We start from the raw sequence: 21,870 nt of genomic DNA, 5'->3' as shown, positions 1-21,870 counted from the left end.
TGCGTAAAGTTTCAGACGCTGATTCCTAGCTTTCCGTGACGTTCATGTATCGACGCAATGCGTCTGCCGCGTCCGCATGCGCTTTGGCCACTTCCGGCACAAAACCACCCATCTTGAAGAACTCGTGCGTCATGCCTTCGTAGCGGACCAGTTTGACCGGGACATGTGCCCTTTCGAACTTGTCCGCATAGGCTATGTCTTCGTCGAAGAGCGGATCGTGATCGGCCGCTGCGATCCATGCGGGGGCAACGCCGGTGAAATCCGGCATGGCGCCACGCGCATCCAGCGGGGCGAAACGCCAGTCGTCGCGGTCCTTTTCGTCGCGTAGATACTGCGCAAAAAACCACTGGATGGTCTTCGCGGACAGCACGAAACCCTCGGCAAATTGCGCGTGCGACTGCGTATCCTGCCGCGCGCTTACGCCCGGATAAATCAGCAACTGGACGCGTAGAGGGATGCCGGTATCACGGGCGAGCAACGCGCTGACCGTCGCAAGCGTGCCGCCCGCGCTGTCACCACCGACCGCAAAACGCGTGCTGTCGAGCCCCAGCGACGCCGCTTGCGCGTGAAACCATGTGAGGGCGTCGAAGGCATCGTGCACGGCGGTGGGAAACTGATGCTCGGGCGCGAGCCGGTAATCGACCGAGGCCACCGCGCAACCCGAATCGGCGGCGAGGCGCCTGCAGAGCGAGTCATGGGTATCGATACTGCCGACCACAAAACCCCCGCCATGAAAGTAGACAAGCGTAGGCGTAGGGACGGCCCAGTTGGGCTCGACCGGGTGGTAAAGGCGCGCACGGATGGACGCGTGGTCGCGCGTGGGAATCATGAGTTCCTGAACGTCGAACATCGCGGCTGGCGGGATGTCGAGGATCAGCGCGCTGCGCTCATAGGACGCGCGCGCGGCAGAGGGTTCAAGCGTGTGGAACGGCGGCCGCTTGGCCTTCGCGATGAGTTCGATAACCTGTGCAACGGCAGGATTCAGCGGCATGGGAGCGAGAAATTGGCGAGCGTTGGAAGCTCGCGATGATGACATAGGCGGCAAATTTGCGTGTTAGCTCGCCCATGCCTACCCCTGCCCCTTCACCTCCGGCTTCAACGACAACGGATCAGTCGGATTGCGCCGTTGCTTGACGTCGTCGAAACGCAGTTGCACCGACGCCAGAATCTGCGGATGCGTCAGCACATAAAAACGCCGTTCGCGCACGGCGTCGAAGGTCAGTTCCGCCACCTGTTTCGCGCTCAGCTTACCGCTCTCAACCGCCTTCGTGAGCTGCTTGCCGGCCACGCGCTGCGATGCCGTAATAGGTTGATCGTTGCGCAAGCCATCGGGCCGCGCCCGCTCGGCATTCGCAATGCCAGTTGGCACGAATGCCGGACAGAGCAACGAGCAATCCACGGCGCCGCCGACAATTTTCAAGTCGTGATACAGCGTCTCCGTCAAAGCAACGACCGCGTGCTTCGACGCGTTATAGACGCCCATCCCTGGCGCCGACAACAAGCCCGCCACCGACGCCGTATTGACAATGTGCGCGGGCTCTTGCTGCGCGAGCATCAATGGCGTGAACGCGCGCACACCGTTCGCCACGCCCATTACGTTGACGCCGAACACCCAGGCCCAGTCGTTCGCGCTGCTTTCCCAGATGAACCCGCCCGTGCCGACGCCCGCGTTATTGAAGAGCAGATGCACGGCGCCGTAGGTATCAATAGTCGTGCGCGCAAGCGCGTCGACCTGCGCGGCATCGGAGACGTCAGTGGGCACGCCGAGCGCTTCAGCACCCAGACCGTGCGCCATGTCGACCGTTTCCGCGAGGCCTTTCACATCGACATCGGCGAGTATGAGCTTCATGCCCAACGCCGCGCCCTTCAATGCAAACTCGCGGCCGAAGCCACTGCCGGCGCCTGTGATCACGGCCACCTTGCCGTCGAACTGGTCCACGCTGTCTCCTTTTGATCTTTTGATTTTTTAATCTTGTAGACCCGAACGTTCAGATTAGCTTGACGAGCTGCTTGCCGAAGTTCTTGCCTTTTAGCAATCCGAGAAAAGCCTCCGGAGCATTTTCCAGGCCCTGCGCAATGGTCTCGCGATATTGCAGCTTCTTCTGTGCAACCAGCCCGCCGAGTTGCGTGAGCGCTTCGGGCCACACTTCCGGCGATTCGCTGACGATAAAACCCTGCACCTTCAAGCGCTGCGTGAGCAGCAACGCGGGTTTTTTAAGCGGCATGGGCGAACCGTCGTAACTCGCGATCATCCCGCACAGCGCAATGCGGCCGAACGCGTTCATGCGCGACAACACAGCGTCCAGTATCTCGCCGCCGACGTTTTCGAAGTAACCGTCGGCCCCGTTGGGCAAGGCCGCCTTGAGGTCGTCACGGAGGTTGCCGGCCTTGTAGTCGACGCAAGCGTCGAAACCAAGCGTCTCGGTGACGTAGCGGCATTTATCCGCCCCGCCCGCGATGCCCACCGCACGGCAGCCTGCTGCCTTCGCCAACTGACCGACCACGCTTCCCACCGCCCCGCTCGCCGCGCTGACGACGACCGTCTCGCCTGCTTTCGGCTCGATGATCTTGTTGAGCCCCAGCCATGCAGTCACACCCGGCATGCCGACCGGGCCGAGATACGCTGAAAGCGGGATATGGGTGTCGTCGACTTTACGCAGACCCTTGCCGTCCGACGTACCGAATTCCTGCCAGCCGTAGATCCCGACCACCTTGTCGCCGATCGCAAACTTCGGATTCTTCGATTCCACCACTTCACCCACGGTCCCGCCGATCATCACCTCGTTGAGCGGCTGCGAGGCGGCATACGACTTCGAGTCGTCCATGCGGCCGCGCATGTAGGGATCGAGCGAGAGGAAGTGATTGCGCACGCGCACCTGACCGTCAGTCAGCGGCTCGAGCGGGGTGTGGACGAGCTTGAAGTTATCGACGCTTGCCGCGCCTTGCGGGCGCGAAACGAGGAGGATCTGGCGATTGATTGAATGATGTTCTGACATCGTGATACTCCTGTGCGGTCCGGGGAGAAGCCAGGACGCGAGGCGCGCCCTGGTAGCGGCGTCAGGCGTCGCTGGGACCGGGTGTGGCGGACGGATCTGAACGCAGGCGTTGCTGTGCGATATCTCGGCCGACGGCGAGCTTGCGCATGTATTTGAAGGTGCCGAGCGCTTTGGCGACGAAGTGGCCTTCGCTGTCGCGGATTTCGCCTTCGCAATACGCCATGGTGGTGGAGCGGTGCAGCACGCGGGCAAACGCGCGGAGTTCGCCGCGGCCCGGCTGCATGAAGTTGACTTTCATTTCGACGGTGACCACGCCGATGCCGTCGTCCGCGAGACTGCGCGCGGCCATCGCGAGGGCAACGTCGGCCAGCGTCATGGTCACGCCGCCGTGTGCGATGCCCCAGGTATTCATATGCGTGCCGGTCAGCGGCAGCACCACTTCGCTTGCGCCGTCTTCGGCGGTGACAAGCTGTACGCCGAGCGAATCGACGAACGGGCTTTCAGGGAGCGTGGAGAAATCGGTCATGGTCTCAGACTTCGTAATCGATGCATTGACGCGATTCACGTACCGCTGCAACGAAGTCCTTGATTGCCAGATGCTTGGGGTGGACCTGATAGGCCTGGAGGGCTTCCGGATTGTCAAAGTCGGAGACGAGGACCACGTCGTAGGTGGCTTCGAAGCCCGGTTGCGCCACGCCCACTTCGAAGTGGCCCTGCCCTGAAACAATGCTGCGGCAGGTTTCGAGTTTGGCTTTCAGCTTGACGATATTTTCAGCGCGGGTGCCGCCCTCGGCGCTTTCCTTCAACTTCCACATGACGATGTGACGTAACAAGACGGGCTCCTGGTTGTAGCAAATGATTTATGCCGATCGCCCAAGCGTATCAAAAACGCCGGGCGACCGTACAAAATCACACTACTTCAAACAACCCGGCCGCGCCCTGCCCGCCACCAATGCACATGGTCACCACGACAAACTTAGCGCCGCGCCGCTTGCCTTCGATCAACGCGTGTCCCGTGAGCCGTGCACCCGAGACGCCATACGGATGTCCCACTGCAATCGCGCCGCCGTTCACGTTCAGGCGATCGGCCGGGATACCCAACGTATCGCGGCAATAGAGCACTTGCACGGCGAACGCTTCGTTCAGTTCCCACAGGTCGATATCGCTGACCTTGAGACCCGCTTTCTTCAACAGCTTGGGCACCGCGAACACGGGGCCAATGCCCATTTCATCCGGCTCGCAACCCGCGACCGCAAAACCCCGGAAAATCCCCAGCGGCTTGAGCCCTTCTTTTTCCGCCAGCGTGGCGTTCATCACCACGCATGCCGACGCGCCATCGGAAAACTGGCTCGCATTGCCCGCCGTGACTACTCCGCCGGGCATCGCGGTGCGAATTTTCGATACCCCTTCGAGCGTCGTGTCCGCGCGAATGCCTTCGTCGGCGGCCAGCGTGACCTCCTTCGTGAACATGCGGCCCGTGGCTTTGTCGGCGACACCGGCGAGCACCGTGATAGGCACGATTTCGTCGTTGAACTTGCCTGCGGCTTGCGCCGCCGCTGCACGCAATTGCGACTGCACGCCGTACTCGTCCTGCCGTTCCTTCGATATCTCGTAGCGCTTGGCGACGTTTTCGGCCGTCTGCAGCATCGACCAGTAGATGCCGGGCTTGTGTTGTTTGAGCCAGCCGTCGAACAGCATGTGCTGGTTCATCTCGTTCTGCACGCACGAGATGGACTCCACGCCGCCGGCCACATAGACATCGCCCTCGCCGGCGATCACGCGTTGCGCCGCCAGCGCGATCGCCTGCAGCCCCGACGAGCAGAAGCGGTTCACGGTCATGCCCGGCACGCTGACCGGCAGGCCCGCGCGCAACGCAATCTGCCGCGCGATATTCATGCCGGTCGCGCCTTCCGGGTTCGCGCAACCCATGATCACGTCTTCCACGCGCGCCGGGTCAATGCCCGCGCGCGCCACCGCCGCTTGTGTGGCGTGGCCGCCGAGCGTCGCGCCGTGGGTCATGTTGAATGCGCCGCGCCAGGATTTGGCGAGGCCCGTGCGTGCCGTCGATACGATTACCGCGTCAGTCATGCTTGTCTCCACTTCGAATACGAATGTTGGTTCATTTGGCTGAACCCGCGGGTTTAAACCCACTGGTTCAAACCCGTTGATTCAATCCACCGTTCAGCGCAGCAAGTCCGTCGATCCAATCCGGGATATGCCCGCTGCCGTCATCTGCGCCCACGCCCGCGCAAGCGAGCCGTCGAGATCGATCGCGCGACAGGCATCGTCGATAACGACCGCTTCGAAACCCGCGCTGCGCGCGTCCAGCGCCGACCACGCGACGCAATAATCCGTCGCCAGCCCGCAGCAATAGATCCGTTTCACGCCGACCTCGCGGAGATAACCCGTGAGGCCCGTCGGCGTGGTGCGATCGGCTTCCATGAAGGCCGAATAACTATCGACATCCGCGTGATGACCCTTGCGGATCACCAGCCGCGCATGCGGCACGCTCAGGTCGCAATGCAGCGCCGCACCATCCGTGTTCTGGACGCAATGCGCCGGCCATAAAACCTGCTCGCCGTAGCTCAGCGTGGTCATGTCGAAAGGCGCGCGCCCCGGGTGATTGTCGGCGAAGGAAATATGCTTCGCCGGGTGCCAGTCCTGCGTCAGCACGACATGCGAAAACGCACTCGCCAGCCGATTGATCACGGGCACGACTTCGTCGCCGTGAGCAACCGGCAACGCGCCGCGCGGCATGAAATCATTCTGGACATCGATCACAAGCAGGACTTCGTCAGCGCCTTTCATCGGGAATCTCACCTGGTTGTAACTAGATCTCCAATCAAGCTCTCGAATCTAGCTGTTGAAGCCGCGGCCCTCGGCGGCCAGTTGGGTCACGCGCGCCGCGGGCTTCCATGCTTCGCCGTTGGCTTGAGCGCCATACCTGCGCATCGCGCGCTCGACGTTGTACAAACCGACCGTATCTGCGTACAGCATGGGTCCGCCGCGATACAGCGGGAAACCGTAGCCGGTCAGGTAGACCATGTCGACGTCCGACGCCTTCGATGCAATCCCTTCCTCCAGGATCAACGCACCTTCGTTGACGAGCGCGAACACCAGCCGTTCGACAATCTCTTCATCGGAGATCTTGCGGCGCGTGATGCCTTGCTCCTTCGAATACGCAGCGATCATCTCGTCGACGATCTTCGACGGATGCGCCGTGCGGTCGCCGGCCTTGTAGTCGTACCATCCCGCGCCGGTCTTTTGCCCGAAGCGCCCGGTCTCGCACAAGCGGTCCGCGATCTTCGAATACTTCAGGTCCGGCTTCTCCTGATAACGGCGCTTGCGGATCGCCCAGCCAATGTCGTTGCCCGCGAGGTCGCTCATGCGGAACGGTCCCATTGCGAAGCCGAATTTTTCGATCGCACGATCCACTTGCGCCGGCAACGCGCCTTCTTCAAGCATGAAAAGCGCCTGGCGCAGATACTGCTCGATCATCCGGTTGCCGATAAAACCATCGCAGACGCCCGACACTACGGCCGTCTTCTTGATCTTCTTCGCGAGCTGCATGACGGTGGCGAGCACGTCCTTCGACGTCTTCGCGCCCCGCACGACTTCCAGCAGTTTCATTACGTTCGCCGGGCTGAAGAAGTGCATGCCGACCACGTCTTCGGGACGATTGGTGAACGCTGCAATCTTGTCGACATCGAGCGTGGACGTATTCGATGCCAGGATCGCACCCTTCTTCGCGACCTGATCGAGTTTCGAAAACACCTGCTCTTTCACGCTGAGTTCTTCGAACACGGCTTCGATGATCAGGTCGGCGTCGCTCAGTGCATCGTAGGAAAGCGTAGGCGTAATCAGCGCCATGCGTTCTTCCAGTTTCTCCGCCGTCAGACGGCCTTTTTTCACCGCACTTTCGTAGTTCTTGCGAATAGTGGCAAGGCCACGATCCAGCGCTTCCTGCTTCGTTTCCAGCAGCGTCACCGGCAGGCCCGCATTGACGAAATTCATGGCGATGCCGCCGCCCATCGTCCCTGCGCCTATCACGCCGACGCGTTCGATCTTGCGCACCGGGGTGCTCGAAGGTACATCGGGGATCTTGCTCGCCGCGCGTTCACCGAAAAACGCGTGCCGCAACGCGCGGCTCTCAGGCGTCTGCACCAGCGCCACGAAACATTCGCGTTCGACGGCCATGCCTTTATTGAAACCAAGCTTCACGCCGGCTTCCACCGCATCGATACATTTGAGCGGTGCCGGGAAGTTTTTCGCGAGCGGCGTGACGCCGTTGCGCGCGAACTGGATAAAGCCCTCGGCGTTCGGATGCTCGATCTTGCGATCGCGGACCTTCGGATGCGGGCCGCTTTGTGCGCCCACTTTTTGTGCAAACGTGATTGCTGCGTCGAGCAGGTCGCCGTCCGCCATGTGATCGAACAAACCTGTGCCGGCCAGCTTCTCCGACAACACCGGCGCACCCGACACAATCATGTTCAGCGCGGTTTCCAGACCGACCGCGCGCGGCAAGCGCTGCGTGCCGCCGGCACCCGGCAGGAGGCCGAGTTTGACTTCGGGCAACGCGATCTGCGCTCCCGCCGACGCCACCCGATAATGCGCGCCCAGCGCCAGTTCGAGGCCGCCACCCATTGCCACGCTGTGGATTGCCGCCACGACAGGCTTTGTGCTGTTTTCCACGGCCTTGATGACCGTGTGCAGCGTGGGTTCCTGGGTTGCCTTGGGGGTGTTGAATTCGGTGATATCGGCGCCGCCGGAAAACGCCTTGCCCGCACCGGTGATCACGATCGCACTGACGGACGCGTCCGCCTGCGCGCGCTCGACACCCTCGACAATGCCAAGCCGGGTGGAATACCCGAGGCCGTTCACGGGCGGATTGTTCAGCGTAATAACGGCGATGCCGTCGCGAGTCGTGTAGTCCACTGCCATTTGTCTACCTCCATTCGATGCCTGCGAAAAGCAGATTCTCCGGGAAACTCCCGGAAAGCGCTGATTACCGTGTCGCTGAGATTGTGAGTCACGCGATAAGCATACACAAAAAAGAACGCTCGTTCAATTTTGTTATTTTGAGATGAGAGATCGCTTGGCGCGAAGCCAGGAAAAACCACGCGGAGAACGCCGGGCAGCGCGACGGCGGCCCGGTGAAGCGGGAAAACCAGGAAATCCGGGAAACTAGGATTCAGACAAAAAATCAGACCACTTTTTCGTCAACCGTCGGCAGCACATGCTCGCGATACAGCTCTCTTAGCCGAAGCTTCTGCAGCTTGCCCGTAGCGGTATGCGGGAGTTCATCGGCGAAAACGACATCGTCGGGCTTCCACCATTTCGCCACCTTGCCATCGTAGAACGCAAGCAGTTCCTCCCCGCGTGACGGTCGCGCCCGGACGCAGCACGACCACCACCAGCGGCCGCTCCGTCCACTTCGGATGCGAACACGCAATGCACGCCGCTTCCGCCACCTGCGGATGCGACATCATCACGTTCTCCAGGTCGATCGAACTGATCCATTCGCCGCCCGACTTGATCACGTCCTTGCTGCGATCGGTGATATGCATGAACCCATCGGCGTCGATGGTCGCTACATCGCCGGTCGGGAACCAGCCGTCGATCAGCGGCGAATCGTCCTTGCGGAAATACCGGTTGATCACCCACGGCCCGCGCACGTGCAGATCGCCGAACGACTTGCCGTCCCAAGGGAGTTCGCGGCCGTCATCGCCGACGACTTTCATGTCCACGCCGAATATCACATGCCCCTGCTTCTCGCGCAGATGCCGCTGCTCCTCCGGCGAGCGTTGCTGCTGGCTCCAGGTGAGCTTGGCAAGCGTGCCGAGCGGTGACATCTCCGTCATGCCCCATGCGTGAATCACCTCCACGCCGTAGTCGTCCTCGAAGCTGCGCAGCATGGCCGGCGGACAAGCCGAGCCGCCAATCACCGTGCGTTTGAGCGTATTGAAGCGCACGTCCGCCTGCTTGACGTAGTTCAGCAGGCCAAGCCAGACCGTTGGCACGCCGGCCGAAAACGTCACGCCTTCAGCTTCCATGAGTTCGTAGAGCGCTTTGCCGTCGAGGCAATTGCCGGGCAGCACGAGCTTCGCACCGACCAGCGCCGTGGCATGCGGAATACCCCACGCGTTGACGTGGAACATGGGCACGACGGGCAGGATTGCATCGCGGGCGGAACAGCCCATGGCGTCCGGGAGCGATGCGCCGAATGCATGCAGCACGGTTGATCGATGGGTATAGAGCGCGCCCTTCGGATTGCCGGTCGTACCCGACGTGTAGCAGAGAAACGATGCCGAGCGTTCGTCAAAAACCGGCCATTCGTAGTCGCCATCGTGTTTCGCGAGCAGCGTTTCGTAGCTGAGGACGGGCGTGGCCATATCGGCGAGATGGGTGCTGATGCAACTCTCGTCGCCCAGCGCTATCCAGCCCTTCACGTTCGGACACTGGGGCGCAATGATGTCGACGAGCGTGGCGAACGTCATGTCGAACGCGACGTATTCGTCGTCGGCGTGATTGACGATAAACGCAACCTGATCGGGAAAGAGCCGCGGATTGATCGTGTGGCAGACGGCGCCCATGCCGCTCACGCCGTAATAACACTCCAGATGACGATATCCATTCCATGCCAACGTGGCAACGCGTTCGCCGCGTTGCACCCCCAACCCGATCAGCGCCTGCGACAGTTGTTTGGCGCGTTGTTCACAATCGCGCCAGGTGTAGCGATGAATGTCGCCTTCAATACGGCGCGAGACAATTTCGGTATCGCCGAAATGGCGTGCAGCGTGGGATATCAACGATGAAGCGAGCAGCGGTACATCCATCATCTGGCCGAAAAGCGGCGACGTCATGGGCGAGTTCCTCACAAGTCCGGATGCACGGGTTTTGATGCCTGATCTTGATACCTTGTTCGATCCTGATTTGCTGTCTCAGCCAATGCACAAGCCGCTCGGCGCGGGCTTGTGCAGCGGCGCGAGCGCGGATTTACAATATCGGTTAATCATGAGGTGCTCAATATGTCGTTTTCCCCAAGCAGCACCGCCGCGCAAGCCGAACTGGCAAGCCCCGCGCCCGTGGATTCGCTGCTGGCATCGATCGAAACCGATCGGCCCGATGCGTTCGTTTCACTCGGCTCCGCCTTTCTCACCCGCCTGCCCGCCGCCCCGTTGCCGGAGCCTTATCTGGTAGGCATTTCCGCCGATACTGCCGCGCAACTGGGTTTCAACGCCGCCGACGCGCAAGCTCCGGCGTTCGCCCAGCCGTTTGCAGCGCTCTTCGCGGGCAATCCCACGCGCGAATGGCCCGCGGAGAAGTTGCCGTATGCGTCGGTGTATTCGGGGCATCAGTTCGGCGTGTGGGCCGGCCAGCTCGGGGATGGCCGCGCGATCGGGCTGGGAGAGATCGAACACGAGGGGAAGCGTCTTGAGTTGCAGCTAAAAGGCGCGGGACGCACGCCTTATTCACGTATGGGCGACGGGCGCGCCGTACTGCGTTCATCCATACGCGAATATTTGTGCTCCGAAGCCATGCACCATCTCGGCATTCCGACTACGCGTGCGTTGTGCGTCATCGGATCGGACCAGCCCGTGCGCCGCGAAACAATGGAAACGGCTGCCGTTGTGACGCGCGTCGCGCCGAGTTTCGTGCGCTTCGGCCACTTCGAGCACTTCTACTCGAACGACCGGTTCGACGACTTGAAGAAGCTCGCCGACCACGTGATCGACCGGTTCTACCCGCAGTGCCGCGAAGCCGACGATCCTTATCTCGCGCTTCTCAATGAAGTCACCCTTCGCACTGCCGACCTGATGGCGGACTGGCAGGCCGTCGGGTTTTGCCACGGCGTGATGAACACGGACAACATGTCGATCCTCGGGCTGACGATCGACTACGGCCCGTTTGGGTTTATCGATGGATTCAATGCGAATCACATCTGCAATCACTCGGATTCGCAGGGCCGCTACGCTTATAAAATGCAGCCGCAGATTGGCTACTGGAATCTGTTTTGCCTGGCGCAAGCGCTGGTGCCGCTGTTCGGTCCGCAATACGACAGCGACACGCGCAACGACAAGGTGATCGAAGACGCGCAGCGGGTGCTGGAAGGATTCAAGGACCGTTTTGCGCCCGCGCTCGAGCGCCGCATGCGTGCAAAGCTGGGTCTGGGGGAGATTCGCGAAGGCGACGACAAACTCGCGAACCGCCTGTTCGAAGTGGTGAACGCGAACCGCGCCGATTTCACGCTGACGTTCCGAAACCTGGCCAAAATGCGCAAGGCTGACGCTTCCGGCGACGCGCCGGTGCGTGACCTGTTCCTCGATCGCGCCGCTTTCGATGTCTGGGCGAACGACTACCGGCTTCGGTTGTCGGAAGAAACACAGGGCGACGAAGCGCGGGCAAGCGCGATGAACGCCGTGAATCCAAAATATGTCTTACGCAATCATCTGGCCGAAAATGCCATCCGGCTGGCGAAAGAGAAGGATTTTTCCGAAGTCGAACGGCTGGCACAGGTGCTGCGCCATCCGTTCGATGAACAACCCGAATTTGAAGCGTATGCCGGCCTGCCGCCCGACTGGGCGAGCGACCTGGAAGTCAGTTGTTCTTCCTGAAATAACCCCCAAATAATTGAGCCCGAACGAGCTGCCTTATCCGGGCTCCATCAGGCTCCGCTAAAGATCTGGAGATAGCACGATGAACCGAGACGACCTCACGAAAGACCCCGTTGCCCCGCTGCAGAAGGACGACGCCGCGTATCGAAAGGAATTGACCGATATCCAGTACCAGGTGACGCGCCACGCCGCCACCGAACGGCCGTTCACCGGCGAGTACTGGGATCACACGGAGCGCGGTGTGTATGACTGCGTGTGCTGCGGCACACCGCTGTTCGAGTCGGATACGAAATTCGATGCCGGTTGCGGCTGGCCGAGCTACTTCAAGCCGATCAATGGCGAAGTCATCAAGGAAAAAACGGACCATGCGCACGGCATGCTGCGCATCGAAGTGCAATGCAAGAACTGCGGCGCACATCTGGGCCACGTTTTCGAAGACGGTCCCGCGCCGACCGGTCTGCGCTACTGCATCAACTCGGCTGCGCTACAATTCGAACCCAAGTAAGCGCGTCGGGCGACGCCGGCCAGTGCAGCCATGCGCCAGTAAGTTGGTGTTGATGTAGGTGTTGGCGCGGCGACCTGCCTCGCCGCGCGCTTTCAAATGCTTGCAAACGCGCCTGACTTGCGGATAAATCCTGCGAAATGCGGCTGACCGCGGCTATTCACTCGCCAGGCGTCGTGCTGCGCCGGTAGCGAACCGGCAACACGCGGCGCGTGCGCGCTTTCATATTGATGCCCTCCTCGTCCCTACGACATGAAATTTCTGTTCGATCTATTTCCGATCCTCCTCTTCTTCGTCGCATTCAAGATCTGGGGCATCTACACCGCGACCGCTGTCGCAATTGTTGCCACGCTTGTGCAGATCGCCTGGGTCGCGTTCCGGCATCGCAAGGTCGATCCCATGCTGTGGGTGAGCCTGGGTGTGGTGGTCGTATTCGGCGGCGCGACACTCGTGCTGCATAACGACACCTTCATCAAGTGGAAACCCACCGCGCTTTACTGGCTTTTCGCCGGCGCGCTGATCGTGTCGCAGGTCGCTTTCGGCAAGAACCTCATTGAAGCGATGATGGGCAAGCAGATTGTGTTGCCGCACCGCGTGTGGGGCCAATTGAACCTTGCCTGGGCCGTGTTCTTCGCGATTCTCGGCGTAGTCAATCTGTTCGTCGCGTTCAACTACACCACCGACCAATGGGTCAACTTCAAGCTGTTCGGCGCGACCGGGTGTTTGCTGGTGTTTATCGTCGCGCAGAGTTTGTGGCTCGCGAAGTATATGAAAGAGGACGAAGGGAAATGAGCGATCCCGGTTTTATCGAGAACTTCGTCAACGCGTCAGCCGAGGGGAAGATTGCTTATCTCGAAGCGCGGCTCAATTCGGCGCTGGACGCTTCATCGGTCCATATAGACGACGACAGCGCGGCGCACGCGGGTCATGCCGGAGCCTCGGCGGGAAGTCACTACACGGTTACCATCGTGGCGGCCCGATTCGCCGGGAAGCCACGCGTGGCGCGGCACCGGCTGGTGTATGATGCGCTGGCCGACGAGCTGCGGCAGGGTATTCATGCGCTTGCCATCAAGGCTTTTACACCCGAAGAGTTTGCAGACCAGTTCGAGTGACCCCTAGTAACTTAACTGTCCTCCGGTTCAGTTTTGCTTTCAGCCAAGATTCCCAGCCCTCGTTCTGATCAGGAACTATTGATGATTTTGAAAAATCCCCGTATTTGGGTGTTGCTGGCCGCGTTCGCGGCGGCGCCCGTGTTTGCTCAGAACATTGCCGTGGTGAACGGCACACCGATTCCGAAATCCCGTGTCGATGCGCTTGTGGCGCAACTCGTTCAACAGGGGCAGCAGGATACGCCGCAATTGCAGGCGGCCGTACGTCAAGAGCTGGTGAATCGCGAGATCCTGATGCAGGAAGCCATGCGGCGCGGTATTGCCACCCGTCCTGACGTAAAGGCGCAAATCGCCGTTGCTCAGCAGACGGTGGTGCTGCGCGCGTTGATTGAAGATTTCGTGAAGAACAATGCGCCGACCGATGCCGAGATCAAGGCGCGGTACGACGACATGGTGAAGCAGGTTGGCGGCGGCAAGGAATATCACCTGCACCATATTCTCGTCGACAACGAAGCCCAGGCTAAGGACCTGATTGCGAAGATCAAGGCTGGTGCAAGCTTTGAAGATCTGGCGAAGCAGTATTCCAAGGATCCGGGATCGGGCAAGAATGGTGGCGATCTGGACTGGTCAAGCCCGCAGGCGTATGTGCCGGAGTTTGGCGCAGCGGCCGAGAAGTTGAAGAAGGGTGAGATGACCGACGAGCCGGTGAAGACGCAATTCGGCTGGCACATCATCCGCCTGGACGATATCCGCGATGTCGCCCCGCCGCCGCTCGAGCAAGTGAAGGATCAGATTGCGAAGCAGATCGAACAGGAAAAACTGCAGGCGTTTGAAGAAGGTTTGCAGAAGAAGGCTGTTATCAAGTAACTGCTGATTTCCGCCGACGTGAAAATGCCCCGCTGGTTTGCGCCAGTGGGGCATTCTTATTGGGTTTTCGTTTTGCGTTGCGGTGCCCTTTTACCCGGTGAAAAGGGCACCGTGCGGCTTTTACCCCACCCACCGTCGTGCGTTCTGGAACACGCGCAACCACGGACTTGCATCCGTAGTCCAGTCGGCAGGCGTCCAGCTCATCTGCACGTTCCTGTGCACCCGCTCCATATGCGGCATCAACACCGTGAAGCGCCCGTCAGGCGTCGTCACCGACGTAATCCCCTCCGGCGAGCCATTCGGATTCAACGGATAACGCTCGGTTGCAGCGCCCTGGTTATCGACGAAACGCATTGCCGCCAACGCATTCGCCATGTCACCCTGCTGCGAGAAATCCGCGAACCCTTCACCGTGAGCGACGGCTACCGGAATCCGCGAACCTTCCATCCCGGCGAAGAATATCGACGGCGAGCTTTGCACCTCGACCGACGCAAACCGCGCCTCGAATTGCTCCGACTTGTTTCTCGTAAACTTCGGCCATGCGTCCGCGCCGGGGATCAATGAAGCGAGGCTGCTCATCATCTGGCAACCATTGCAAATGCCCAGCGCGAAGGTGTCCGTGCGACCAAAGAACTCCGCGAACATATCAGCCAGACGCGGGTTGAAACGAATAGTCTTCGCCCAGCCCTCGCCCGCGCCGAGCACATCGCCGTAAGAGAAACCACCGCAAGCCACCGCGCCCGCGAAATCCGCCAGCGTCACGCGTCCTTCCAGCAAATCGCTCATGTGGACGTCGTGGGTGTCAAAGCCCGAACGGTCAAACGCATAAGCCGTTTCCAGATGCGAATTGACGCCCTGTTCGCGCAGGATAGCGACACGCGGACGCGCACCCTTTCCAACAAACGGAGCCGACACATCCTGCGCCGGATCGAAAGTCAGCACCGGCGAAATGCCCGGATCAGCGGGATCCAGCAATGCGTCGTATTCGGCATCGGCGCAGGCGGGGTTATCGCGTAACCGCGCGATGCGCCAGCTCACTTCGCTCCACGCACGCTGCAACTCATGGCGCGGCGCTTCGTAGATCTTCTTCGCGTCGCGATAAATTTCGATCGCGTCACGCTCGTTCGGCTTGCCGACCACTTCGCTGCAAGCAGACAGCCCGTGCTCACGCAACACAGCCAACACGGCATCGCGATCCGCCAGGGACACCTGGATCACGCCGCCCAGCTCCTCGGCGAACAACGCGCGAATGGTCCGGTCTTCACGACGGCCGCTGGTCTGCTTCGCCCAGTCCTTGGCGTCACCGTAATCGGATTCGTGGTTGGGATCGAGGATCAGCATGTCGACGTTCAGCGACACCCCCACGTGCCCCGCAAACGCCATTTCGCAGACAGTCGCCCAAAGGCCGCCATCGGAACGATCGTGATACGCGAGCAGCTTGCCCGCCGCATTCAGCGACTGGATCGCGTTGAAGAAACGCTTCAGGTCCTCGGCGTCGTCGACGTCAGGAACCGTATCGCCAATCTGCTGCGTCACCTGCGCCAGAATGCTGCCGCCAAGACGATTCTTGCCGCGACCCAGGTCGATCGAGATCAGCACCGTGTCCGTGCCGCGCTGCAACTGCGGCGTGAGTTGACGGCGCACATCTTCAACCGGTGCAAACGCCGAAATGATCAGCGACACCGGCGACACGACCTCCTTCGCCGCGCCCGTGGCGTCCTGCCACTTAGTGCGCATGGACAGCGAATCCTTGCCGACAGGAATGCTGATGCCCAGCGCCGGGCACAACTCCATGCCGATCGCCTTCACGGTGTCGAACAGCGCTGCGTCTTCGCCGGGACTGCCGCACGCGGCCATCCAGTTGGCGGACAGCTTCAGCTTGCTCAACGACTCAATAGGCGCCGAAGCAATGTTCGTCACCGCTTCGCCCACCGCCATGCGGCCCGATGCCGGCGCGTTGATCACAGCCAAAGGCGTGCGCTCGGCAATGGTCATTGCTTCTCCGCGGTAGCCCGCGTAGTCCATGGTGGTGATCGCGCAATCGGCGACCGGCACTTGCCACGGGCCGACCATCTGGTCGCGCGCCGTCGTGCCGCCCACCGAGCGGTCGCCAATCGTGATCAGGAACGATTTGCTGGCGACCGTCGGGTGCTTGAGCACGCTCACCGCGATCTCGGACAACACCATTCCGGTCACATCGACAGGCTCGAACGTCAGGACTTCGCGCTTCACGTCGCGATGCATCTTCGGCGTCTTGCCCAGCAAGACTTCCATGGGCATATCGACCGGTTCGAGCTTTTGATCCGCCCTCTTCGAGTCGTCGATCAACTGTAACTGGCGTTCTTCGGTCGCCACGCCCACCACGGCCACCGGGCAGCGTTCGCGCGCGCAGATGGCTTCGAAGGCCGGGAGGCTTTCCGGCGCAATCGCCAGGACGTAACGCTCCTGCGCTTCGTTCGACCAGATTTCCCGCGGCGATAAACCCGATTCCTCGAGCTGCACGCGACGCAATTCGAACCGCGCGCCCTTGTCCGCACCATCGACCAGCTCGGGAAACGCATTCGACAACCCGCCCGCGCCCACGTCGTGGATGCTCAGGATCGGGTTCGCGGCGCCCAACTGCCAGCACGCATTGATGACCTCCTGCGCGCGCCGCTGGATTTCCGGGTTGCCGCGCTGGACGGAATCGAAGTCGAGTTGCGCGGTGTTCGCGCCGGTCGCCATGGAACTTGCCGCACCGCCGCCCATGCCGATCCGCATGCCCGGACCGCCGATCTGGATCAGCAAGGACCCCGCCGGCAGATCCATCTTGTGGGTGTGCTGGTCCGAGATATTGCCGATCCCACCCGCGATCATGATCGGCTTGTGATAACCCCGCACGCGCCCGGCAGCGTTCTGCTCATACGCGCGGAAATAGCCGCCCAGATTGGGCCGGCCGAATTCATTATTGAACGCGGCCGCGCCGATCGGGCCATCGATCATGATCTGCAGCGACGACGCAATGCGCTCGGGCTTGCCGTACGGCTCGTGCGCGTCCGAGGGATTGCGCTGCGGCACCGGCACGGCGCTGTCGCGGGCGTTTTCCCACGGCTGGCGTGCATCGGGCAAGTCCAGGTTCGATACCGTAAAACCAGCCAGGCCGGCCTTCGGGCGCGCGCCGCGGCCCGTTGCGCCTTCGTCGCGGATCTCGCCGCCCGAGCCTGTTGCAGCGCCTGCAAACGGCGAAATGGCGGTCGGGTGGTTATGCGTCTCGACCTTCATCAACGTGTGCGTCAACTCGGTGTGACGGCCGTAATGTTCATTCGAACCGCGCGGGAACCAGCGCTCGGCCGTACCGCCTTCCATGATCGCCGAGTTGTCCGAATACGCGACGATCGTGCCGGCGTGATTCAGCTTCTCGGTGTTGCGGATCATGTTGAAAAGCGAGATGTCCTGCGGCTCGCCGTCGATAGTCCACTGCCCGTTGAAAATCTTGTGGCGGCAATGTTCGCTGTTGGCCTGCGCGAACATCATCAGTTCGACGTCGGTCGGATTGCGCTCCAGTTGCTTGAACGAATCGACTAGGTAGTCGATCTCATCTTCCGCCAGCGCGAGGCCGAGTTCCGCGTTTGCCGTTTCCAGCGCGCCGCGGCCATGGCCGAGGATATCGACGGCTTGCAGCGGCTGCGCCGGCAGTTCGTCGAAGAGATGGAGTGCGTGATCCCGCGACGGCGCCACGCTCTCGGTCATCCGGTCGTGCAGCGCGGCGGCAACCGCCGCACGTTCCTGTTCGCCTAACGCCTTCTTGCCGCCAATGCCGCTGCCGAGCAAGCCGCTTTTCAGGATCACCGTATATTCGATACCACGCTCGATCCGACGCACCTGCGTGAGGCCGCAGTGATGCGCAATATCTGTCGCCTTGCTCGCCCACGGCGAAACGGTGCCGAAACGCGGCACGACCATGAAGGTTTCGTGCGCGCCGCGCTCGGCGCCCGCCTCGAACGGCGTGCCGTAGTGCATCAGCGCGTGGATGCGGTTGCTGTCTTCATCGGAAAGCGGATCGGCCGAGTTCACGAAATGCAGATACTGGCCGCGTACGCCGACAATTGCCGGGTCGATGCGCGTCAGTGTTGCGAGCAGGCGGGTTTGACGGAAATCGGAGAGGGCCGAAGCGCCGGGGAAACACGAGAAGTGGGCCATTGTCGCGGTGCTTAAAAGACGTCGAATACGTCAAGGCAGACGTCGAGACGAAAGACGTCGGAGCCGTTTGCGGCAGTGCCGCAATTGGCGGTGGGAAGACCCGGATTATAACCCGGAAGTGTCTCGAAAACGGACCCCGGGCCATGCCATGAAGCGGCCTGGCAGCGCCGCTGCAATCTCTGAAATACTCCCGGAGCGTTCTTGCAAGGGTCCTGCGGCGCACTTCAACAGCCTTACCGGACACGGGTTTTCAGCCGCCAGACCGGTCGCCGGCGCCGCTCTGCTCGGTCTCTTGGCGTCCCGTCGATTCCCGTTTGGCGCTATCATGGCGCGCTTTCCCTGACCGGCGTCTGCTCCTCAGACGCCGGTTCGCCTCTCTCACGAGAATCCCGGCGAATCCCGGGCGCCCTGACACATCGGGCGCCGGCTCGTGAACCAGTCTGGTCTTGCGCCTTCGGGCGAGAACGAATCATGGATGTCATCGTCATCGGCGGCGGAATCGCCGGCATCGCCACCGCGTATCAATTGCGTGCAAACGGGCACCGCGTCTGCGTGGTCGAGCGCCATGCCACTGTTGCGCAAGGCGCAACCTACGGTCACGGCGGCTCCGTGCTGCCCTCGCCGCTCGACGTGTGGTTCGGCCCGACGTTCATGCAGACACGGCGTGCCGCAAAAACCGGCATCCTGTTCAAGCCCGGCTTCAATTCCGACACCCGCGAGTTTGCCAAGCAATTGGCGCAGCTCCAGGATCCCGAGCGCTTCACCGGGCAATACGCCGCCCTGCGGCCGCTGGTGGAGATGTCGCGCGACGTGATGACCGACATCGACTCCCGGTACGCACTCGATTACGAACAGCGCACCGGTGTGCTGCACGTGTTCCGCCATGAACGCGATCTCGAGCTGGCGCAGTCCGCCATCGCGCTGCTGCAGCGCTATGAGACGCCTCACCGCATGTTGACGCCTGGGGAATGCGTGGCCGCGGAGCCCTCCATCCCCGACGATCCGCCGCTTGCCGGCGGTGTCTTGCTTGGCGACGCCCGCACCGCCAATTGCCCGCTGTTCACCAAGCTGCTCAAGCAATTGCTGGAAGACGGCGGCGTGCAGTTCCAGCTTGGCCGCGAAGTAACGGCTATTCGCGCCGACGCCCAGCGTGCCGCCGTGGAACTCGGTCCGCGCGCGGGCGAAGTCGACGGCAAAGGCCGGAAGTCTCGCGACGTGGAACTGATTGGCGCTGATGCCATCGTGGTGGCAGCCGGCACCGGCACGCCGGCGTTGCTGGCCACGCTCGGAATCAGGTTGCCGCTGCATCCGCTGCGCCTGCATACGCTGACCGCGCCGATTGCTTACGAAGAGCGTGCGCCGCACATTACGGTGGTCGATTCGGTGAAACGCATCACCATGACGCGGATCAACCAGCGCATGCGCGTAACCGGTGGCGCGGTACTCGAGAGCGTGGCCAAGGCGCACAAGCCGATGACCGAAAGCATGACGCGGCGCGCCCTGGCGCTGCTGGGACAAGCAACCCACGACTGGATTCCGGGCGCGGCGAAGGTATCCGCGGCGCGGGCGTGGGACGGTATCAGGCTGGTGTCGCCGGACGGGTTGCCGGTCGTGAGCCCGACGGCGCATGCGCGTTTGTTCATCAACGCCGCGCACGGGCCGGCAGGCTGGGGCATTGCTTGCGGCGCAGCCAAGGTGGTTGCCGCGATGGTCTCCGGAATCACGCCCGAGGTTCCCTCTGAAACGGTGAGCGCGCTGCGGATGGACCGGTTCTAGGAACTTTTGAGCGTCATCGGGCGTGAGTCTGGCCGGTGAAAGAACCAGCGACGTGGACCAGAGAGGTGGACAAGCAAAGCGCCTTTGGCGAAAGTAAGGCGCTTTGCGAATCCCCGGTGACCGGCGCTTGCGGCCATTTGGGCGCAATAATTGCGATGCGTTCACGCACTCCTCCCACGCTGCCGCCATGACCGACCCTGCCCTTCACGACTTCACCCCGCCCTACGTCGAGCCACGCGATCGCGCGCTGGCGCTCCTGACGCTCGGCGAACTCCGCATGCTTGAAAGCCGCGCAGCCGCCGCCCTCCCCGCAAATACGCTGATGGGGCGCGCCGGAGCTGCGGCCGCGCAATTCATCATCGATCAGAACCGGCATGCGCCGCATCTCGCCGCGCTGCCGGTCTGGATCGTGGCCGGGCCGGGCAATAATGGCGGCGATGCGCTGGTGATGGCGGCCCGCCTACGGCAAGCCGGCATCGATGTCGAAGTCTGCATGCCGGTGGAAGTCAAACCCGACGACGCACGCTGGGCGCTGGCCGAAGCCGCCCAAGCGGGCGTGAAAATCACGACGGAAGCCCCTGCTTCCTTCGATAACTTCGGCTGGCTCGTCGACGGCATGTTCGGCATCGGCCTGGGCCGGCCGCTGGAAGGCATGTTCGCGGATCTCGCCGCGCGCCTGTCGCGGCGCTCGAAGGCGAACGGCGGCGTACTTGCGCTGGATATCGCGAGCGGGCTTGCAAGCGACACGGGCGAGCCGGTCAGCCGCAGCGCCGACGGCCGCGCGCAGGCCGTTCGCGCCACGCACACCATCACGTTCATTGGCGCGAAGCCGGGTCATTTCACCGGCGATGGCCGCGACCTGACGGGCAAGCTTTATATCGCCGACCTGGGCGTCAAGCCGCCCCTTGAACCCTCCGTCGTGCTGAACGCGCCATCGCTGTTCGGCGCCCACTTGCCACACCGCGACTACGCGACCAACAAGGGCACGTTCGGCACGCTCGCCGTGCTCGGCGGCGACACCGGCATGTGTGGCGCACCGATCCTGGCCGCGCGCATGGCGCTGTACGCAGGCGCGGGCAAGGTCAACGTGGCGTTCATCGGCACCGATTCACCGCCCTACGATCCACCGCACCCCGAGCTGATGCTGCATCACGTCGACCAGCTTTCCCTCGACAGGATGAATGCGCTCGCGCTCGGCTGCGGCATGGGCCAGAGCGAGCGCGCAAAGAAAGTGCTCGTCGATGTGCTCGCGCTCGATGTCCCCAAGCTCCTCGATGCCGACGCGCTCAACCTGATTTCATCGGATGAAAAGCTGGCCGCCAGGGTCGCGGAACGGGGAGGCCGCGGAGATCCTTGCGTGCTGACGCCGCATCCGCTGGAGGCAGCCCGCTTGCTCGGATCGGATGTCAAGAAGATTCAAGCGGATCGTATTGCTGCCGCGCGGCAGTTGGCGGCGCGTTTCTCCGCGGTGGCTGTGCTGAAAGGCTCAGGCACGATTGTCGCGTCGCCGGACGGACGCGTTTCAGTGAACCCGACCGGCAATGCAGCGCTCGCCACGGGCGGGACCGGCGACGTGCTGGGCGGGTTGATCGGCGCGTTTCTCGCGCAAGGCGTGCCGGCTTATGAAGCCGCGCTTGCCGGGGTTTATCTGCACGGGCTTGCCGCCGAAGCGTTGACCGATGAAGGCGAAGGACCCGCGGGACTGACCGCGGGCGAGCTGGCACCGAAAGTGCGCAGTTTGCTCAACCGGCTCTTTTACGCCGCGTGAAATACGCCCTCGAGGCCACTGTTGGCCGGCAGCGTTTATCGATGATGAACGAAACACG

At 62.0% G+C, this 21,870-nt stretch carries 16 protein-coding genes and 1 pseudogene; 7 read left to right on the top strand and 10 right to left on the bottom strand.

Features of this window, described 5'->3' with window-relative positions; translation table 11 throughout:
• Positions 1-25: 25 nt before the first annotated feature.
• The 9 genes and pseudogenes from ABH944_RS07195 to ABH944_RS07155 all read right to left on the bottom strand — a co-directional run bounded on the left by ABH944_RS07195 (position 26) and on the right by ABH944_RS07155 (position 9,859).
• Positions 26-991, bottom strand: coding sequence for an alpha/beta hydrolase (locus tag ABH944_RS07195; RefSeq protein ID WP_404605351.1), 966 nt, complete (start codon positions 989-991; stop codon positions 26-28).
• A gap of 78 nt (positions 992-1,069) precedes the next feature.
• Positions 1,070-1,939, bottom strand: coding sequence for an SDR family oxidoreductase (locus ABH944_RS07190; protein ID WP_404604805.1), 870 nt, complete (start codon positions 1,937-1,939; stop codon positions 1,070-1,072).
• A gap of 49 nt (positions 1,940-1,988) precedes the next feature.
• The gene (locus ABH944_RS07185) at positions 1,989-2,996 is read right to left on the bottom strand and encodes an NADP-dependent oxidoreductase (RefSeq protein WP_404604807.1); all 1,008 of its coding nucleotides are present in this window, start codon (positions 2,994-2,996) and stop codon (positions 1,989-1,991) included.
• Positions 2,997-3,057: 61 nt separating this feature from the next.
• Positions 3,058-3,522: a PaaI family thioesterase gene (locus ABH944_RS07180; protein WP_404604808.1), complete on the bottom strand. Its 465-nt coding sequence runs from the start codon at positions 3,520-3,522 to the stop codon at positions 3,058-3,060.
• Positions 3,523-3,526: 4 nt separating this feature from the next.
• Complete coding sequence (locus ABH944_RS07175; RefSeq protein ID WP_062091760.1) at positions 3,527-3,829, bottom strand: Dabb family protein; 303 nt, start codon at positions 3,827-3,829, stop codon at positions 3,527-3,529.
• A gap of 76 nt (positions 3,830-3,905) precedes the next feature.
• The gene (locus ABH944_RS07170; RefSeq protein ID WP_404604810.1) at positions 3,906-5,084 is read right to left on the bottom strand and encodes an acetyl-CoA C-acyltransferase; all 1,179 of its coding nucleotides are present in this window, start codon (positions 5,082-5,084) and stop codon (positions 3,906-3,908) included.
• Positions 5,085-5,177: 93 nt separating this feature from the next.
• Positions 5,178-5,804 (bottom strand): bifunctional nicotinamidase/pyrazinamidase, encoded by a 627-nt coding sequence (pncA, locus tag ABH944_RS07165; RefSeq protein WP_404604811.1) that lies wholly within the window; start codon positions 5,802-5,804, stop codon positions 5,178-5,180.
• A gap of 48 nt (positions 5,805-5,852) precedes the next feature.
• Positions 5,853-7,937, bottom strand: a complete 2,085-nt coding sequence (locus ABH944_RS07160; RefSeq protein WP_404604813.1) for a 3-hydroxyacyl-CoA dehydrogenase NAD-binding domain-containing protein — start codon at positions 7,935-7,937, stop codon at positions 5,853-5,855.
• A gap of 262 nt (positions 7,938-8,199) precedes the next feature.
• Positions 8,200-9,859: pseudogene (locus ABH944_RS07155) on the bottom strand (3-(methylthio)propionyl-CoA ligase).
• Between the two features lie 165 nt (positions 9,860-10,024).
• On the opposite strand from ABH944_RS07155, the gene ABH944_RS07150 reads away from it, so the two are divergent.
• The 5 genes from ABH944_RS07150 (at position 10,025) to ABH944_RS07130 (ending at position 14,089) form a co-directional block, all read left to right on the top strand.
• Positions 10,025-11,611 (top strand): protein adenylyltransferase SelO, encoded by a 1,587-nt coding sequence (locus ABH944_RS07150; protein WP_404604814.1) that lies wholly within the window; start codon positions 10,025-10,027, stop codon positions 11,609-11,611.
• A gap of 82 nt (positions 11,612-11,693) precedes the next feature.
• A complete protein-coding gene (gene msrB, locus ABH944_RS07145) occupies positions 11,694-12,116 on the top strand; it encodes a peptide-methionine (R)-S-oxide reductase MsrB (protein ID WP_047897284.1) in 423 nt (140 codons plus the stop codon).
• A gap of 249 nt (positions 12,117-12,365) precedes the next feature.
• Positions 12,366-12,905: a septation protein A gene (locus ABH944_RS07140; RefSeq protein ID WP_089160312.1), complete on the top strand. Its 540-nt coding sequence runs from the start codon at positions 12,366-12,368 to the stop codon at positions 12,903-12,905.
• Entirely contained in the window at positions 12,902-13,225 is a 324-nt protein-coding gene (locus ABH944_RS07135; protein WP_404604817.1) for a BolA family protein, read from the top strand. Before ABH944_RS07140 ends, ABH944_RS07135 begins: the two co-directional genes overlap by 4 nt.
• A gap of 81 nt (positions 13,226-13,306) precedes the next feature.
• Complete coding sequence (locus tag ABH944_RS07130; protein ID WP_404604818.1) at positions 13,307-14,089, top strand: peptidylprolyl isomerase; 783 nt, start codon at positions 13,307-13,309, stop codon at positions 14,087-14,089.
• A gap of 120 nt (positions 14,090-14,209) precedes the next feature.
• On the opposite strand, the gene purL is transcribed toward ABH944_RS07130, so the two are convergent.
• Positions 14,210-18,268 (bottom strand): phosphoribosylformylglycinamidine synthase, encoded by a 4,059-nt coding sequence (purL, locus tag ABH944_RS07125; RefSeq protein WP_404604820.1) that lies wholly within the window; start codon positions 18,266-18,268, stop codon positions 14,210-14,212.
• Positions 18,269-18,739: 471 nt separating this feature from the next.
• Between purL and ABH944_RS07120 the strand changes: the two genes are divergently transcribed.
• Positions 18,740-20,044 (top strand): FAD-dependent oxidoreductase, encoded by a 1,305-nt coding sequence (locus ABH944_RS07120; RefSeq protein ID WP_404604822.1) that lies wholly within the window; start codon positions 18,740-18,742, stop codon positions 20,042-20,044.
• 187 nt (positions 20,045-20,231) lie between these two features.
• On the top strand, positions 20,232-21,812 hold the full coding sequence (locus ABH944_RS07115) for an NAD(P)H-hydrate dehydratase (protein ID WP_404604823.1): 1,581 nt from the start codon (positions 20,232-20,234) through the stop codon (positions 21,810-21,812).
• Positions 21,813-21,870: the final 58 nt, after the last annotated feature.

It is taken from the genome of Caballeronia udeis (assembly GCF_044909315.1).
Lineage (GTDB): Bacteria > Pseudomonadota > Gammaproteobacteria > Burkholderiales > Burkholderiaceae > Caballeronia > Caballeronia udeis_A.
Note: the sequence above shows the minus strand (reverse complement) of the source record. Positions and strands in the feature narration are given on the sequence as shown.